General features: G+C 54.2%; 1 protein-coding gene and 4 pseudogenes. 4 read left to right on the top strand and 1 reads right to left on the bottom strand.

Annotated features, from left to right (window positions below):
- Nucleotides 1-96: 96 nt before the first annotated feature.
- The 4 genes and pseudogenes from M2407_RS26135 to M2407_RS26120 all read left to right on the top strand — a co-directional run.
- Nucleotides 97-444: pseudogene (locus M2407_RS26135) on the top strand (IS3 family transposase); the annotation flags it as partial.
- Nucleotides 440-1,472: pseudogene (locus tag M2407_RS26130) on the top strand (IS256 family transposase); the annotation flags it as partial. The pseudogenes M2407_RS26135 and M2407_RS26130, both read left to right, overlap by 5 nt.
- A 61-nt stretch (nt 1,473-1,533) precedes the next feature.
- A pseudogene (locus M2407_RS26125) lies at nt 1,534-1,716 on the top strand (IS3 family transposase); the annotation flags it as partial.
- A 383-nt stretch (nt 1,717-2,099) separates the two neighbouring features.
- Nucleotides 2,100-2,471, top strand: a complete 372-nt coding sequence (locus tag M2407_RS26120) for a hypothetical protein (protein WP_259220264.1) — start codon at nt 2,100-2,102, stop codon at nt 2,469-2,471.
- Nucleotides 2,472-2,581: 110 nt separating this feature from the next.
- Here the strand turns inward: M2407_RS26120 and tnpC are convergent.
- A pseudogene (gene tnpC, locus M2407_RS26115) lies at nt 2,582-4,018 on the bottom strand (IS66 family transposase); the annotation flags it as partial.
- Nucleotides 4,019-4,112: the final 94 nt, after the last annotated feature.

Genomic DNA, 4,112 nt, shown 5'->3' with positions numbered 1-4,112 from the left:
GCTTTACGCTCGGGTGAATAGGTCTTCATAAATATCGTCTCCAACCCCCTGATGATTTTTCAGTTGGAGGCGACAACTACCCTGACATGGGGGGGCCTTGAGATGGAAAAAGAAATACTTAAGCAGGCTGCCGTGCTGATGAGCGAAATTCCCGGAAAACTTTCGCGCTAATCACACGGCTGAAAACAAAGTGGTCTGTGCGGGTTCTTTGTCATTTATTCGGGGTTCACCGTAGCGTTATTACGCGCAGGTGAAGCATCCCGTTGATGTGCAGAGAATTGAATTGAGAAGCCGAGTGAGAGCATTTCATGCTCTGAGTCGTGGTGCGGCAGGGAGTCGAACAATCAGCCAGATGCTGCGCCAGAGTGGCGTTGATGCAGGCCGGTGGCTGATGCAGGAATGCAGACTGACAAACGTAAGCCCGTTAAGCACCGCTATCGGGTACCGTGACCATCAGTACAACACCCGTCTCGGCACGCTGGACCTGCGTATCCCCAAGTTGCGGGAAGGCTCGTACTTCCCGTCCTTCCGCGAGGCCCGACGGCTGTCGGAGAAGGCGCTGAACGCGGTTATCCAGGAGGCATGGATAAATGGCGTCTCCACCCGCAAGGTCGACGCGCTAGTCCAGTCGATGGGGATGACCGGCATCTCCCGAGCCAGGTGTCGTCCATCTGTCGCGGTATCGATGAGCGTGTGCAGGCGTTCCTGCAGCGACCACAGGAAGGGAAATGGCCCTACCTGCGGCTGGATGCGACCTACGTGAATGTGCGCAAAAACGGCCGGGTGGTCAGCGTGGCGGTAATAATCGCCTGCGCGGTCAACTCGGACGGACGCCGGGACATTATCGGGATGTGCATCGGTGAGTCAGAAGCTAAAGCGTTCAGGCTGGCCTTCCTGCTGAGCCTGAAGGAGCGGGGTCTGGAAGGCGTGAAACTGGTCATCTCCGACTCGCACAGCGGCCTGAAGGCGGCGATACGGCAAGTGTTCTGTACCAGCTGGAGCGCTGCCGGGTCCACTTCATGCGCAACATGCTGGGGCGCGTCAGCAGCGCCAGTCCGTCGGTGGTTCGTACCGCGCTACAGCAGGTGTTCGTTCAGACCGACGAGAAAAGCGCTCATGCCACCTGGCGCGAGGTTGCGGCCCAGATGGAGAAGAGCTTCCCGGCGGTCACGGAGATGATGGACGACGCGGAAGCAGACGTGCTGGCGTACTTCGGTTTCCCGGAAGCGCACCGGGTGAAATTCCACTCGACCAACACGCTGGAGCGCCTGAATAAAGAGGTGAAGCGGCGTGCCGACGTAGTGGGTATCTTCCCCAATGAAGATAGCATCATGCGGCTACTGGGAGTGGTCAAGACGGAGCAGAACGAAGAATGGCTGCTGCAGAACCGCTACCTGCCGCAGCACAGCATGGCGGAGATAGAACAGACCGCTGAAACCGAAGTAATCGACGCGCTGCCAGTCAGCGCATAACAGGCCCATTACCGGACCGAAAAGCCGTAACTGAATTTACACCCCCTCGACGGACTCGACCTTCCGTCGCTTTAAAAGTGAATGGTTTCCGAAAGGTGGTTATGGTGATTTTAGCTGCGCAGTACGCGAAATAAACCAGTGAAGAAATGGTTATTACAATGTGCACCGCCCTCATACGAACAATGGTGGATTAGTGCCTTGCTTGCATGAAGAAAGGTGGAAGCAGGTTATTCCGGTGTCCTGATTTTGTGATCCACTACAATCCGACAGAAAGGGGGTTCGCCTGCGCTGATAGAGCTGGAAATCGAGCAGAGCAACGTTGACTGGTATGAGCTGACAAAAGAATCCAGGGTCAGGAAGTTTGGTGACGCTTTACCTACCGATCCGAAGGAAAAAATAGACAAATCAGACATATTCAGTACAAGGGATATGCGATGGATACGATATTTTAAGCATTTAGTTAATCATTTTTGCAAATTTTGCCTTCGCTCTACGGGCGGAGCAAATGGAATGGTCATTAAATAGTTATAACTACTGCTGGATATGTCTTGTCTATTTAGTATTGATGAATCAAAAGGGCGCCAAAACGCAATCTGCCGCCTCACACCCTATACATAAAAGGATATCATGGAGACGAAACGGCAATTGAGCGTATCTATTATCGGAGATTCCCCCTTTGGGGTGCTCGGATTAAAAACAATGCTTAACTCAATGGACATCAGCGTGCGCACGGCGAAGGACCGTCTGATGGCCTTGACCGAATGCGAACCCGGGGAGGACGATGCGATCCTCATCGACATTTATTTCGTCAATGCAACACAGGTGTTACTGGAGGCAACAAAAAGAAAAATCCAGTGTGGGGGACAGTTTATCATTTTCAGTGAAATTGGGTGGAGCAGTTGTGACGGCATGACCTTTATTCATCGATGTAGCCAAGCCGATACTATAAAAAAGCAGTTGCTTCAGGGGATCATCGGTAGCTGTAGTGACGCACAATAAAGATCGCGCTCACGCGCAATAAATGCCCTTTTCAAACCACATTAACTGAGACAGATAACCACGCCAGAATTACATTATGTGTAAGCGTAAAGGCAGCGCCGTATTGACGGTTATTCAGTGGTAAGATCCACATTCCACGGCAGGAGATCCGCCACTTTATTACAAGGCCACTCCGGCAGTACGCTCAGGATATGACGCAGGTAAGCCTCCGGGTCGATACCATTGAGTTTGCACGTACCGATCAGGCCGTACAGCAGTGCGCCCCGCTCACCACCGTGATCGCTACCGAAGAAGATGTAGTTCTTTTTCCCCAGGCAGATTGCCCGTAGTGCACGCTCTGCGGTGTTATTATCCGGCTCAACAAGCCCGTCACTGCTGTAATAACACAACGCATCCCACTGGTTCAGCACATAAGCGAACGCCTCACCCAGCCGGGATTTTTTTGATAGCATCGCACTTTTTTCCACCATCCACTCATGGAGTGAGTTGAGCAACGTTTTACTGCGAACCTGCCTGACTGCTAGCCGTTCTGCTTCCGGCCAACCACGTATTTCTTCCTCTATAGCGTAGAGTTCACCGATGCGCTCCAGGGCTTCCTCTGCCGTGGCCGTCTGGGTACTGATGTACACGTCATGGATTTTTCTACGGGCGTGCGCCCAACATGCGGCTTCGATCAGCGCACCACCTTCACGTTCTGCACTGAACAGCCGGTCATAACCGCCATATGCATCAGCCTGCAACACGCCATTATATTGGCGAAGATGCTGCTGCGCATGTTTACCCTGCCGGTCCGGCGAGTAGGCGAACCAGGCTGCCGGTGGGTCTGATGAACCCGCGTTGCGGTCATCGCGGACATACGTCCAGATACGCCCGGTTTTCGTCTTTTTCCTGCCCGGTGACAGCACCGGCACCGGGGTATCGTCGGTATGTAGTTTGCGGGTATCCATGACGTAGCGGCACAGCGCTTCGTTCAGCGGGGCCATTAACCGGCAGCAGGCATCCACCCAGTTGGAGAGCAGTGCCCGGCTCAGGTCCACGCCCTGACGGGACAGGATTTCAGTTTGACGGTACAGGGGCGTGTGCTCGCAGTATTTTGACGTCAGTACCCGGGCCAACAGGCCCGGTCCGGCGATGCCGCGGTCGATGGGACGTGAGGGGGCTGGTGCTTCAACAATGCAGTCACACTTTACACACGCCTTTTTCACCCTGACGGTGCGGATAACTTTCAGTGCGCAGGCGACCAGTTCCAGCTGTTCCGCACTGACTTCGCTGAGATATTTAAAGTCACTTCCGCACTCTGGACAGCCGGGTTCCACTGGCTCAAGGCGGTTTATCTCACGCGGAAGGTGTTCGGGAAGTGGCCGTCGATGCCGGGACTGGCGAAGCTGGCGTGGGACCTGCTGATCGTTTTCCCGACCGCTGTGACGGTCACCCGCCTGCTCGTGCAGTTTCAGCAGTGCTTCAGCCTCTTCCACCTGTCGGCGAAGTTTTTCAGAGCGGGTACCGAACAGCATCCGGCGCAGCTTTTCCAGTTGCGCGCGCAGATTGAACCGCCCCGGTTTTCTTGGAGAGTTTTAAGTCCGGAAGCTCAGGCTGCCAGATCATTATTTGCACTGGAAGCATAATAAGCTTTTTCGGCTT

It is taken from the genome of Serratia sp. BIGb0234 (genome assembly GCF_024809915.1).
Lineage (GTDB): Bacteria > Pseudomonadota > Gammaproteobacteria > Enterobacterales > Enterobacteriaceae > Serratia > Serratia liquefaciens.
The sequence above is the reverse complement of the archived record's forward strand: the minus strand, read 5'-3'. Positions and strand labels throughout refer to the sequence as shown.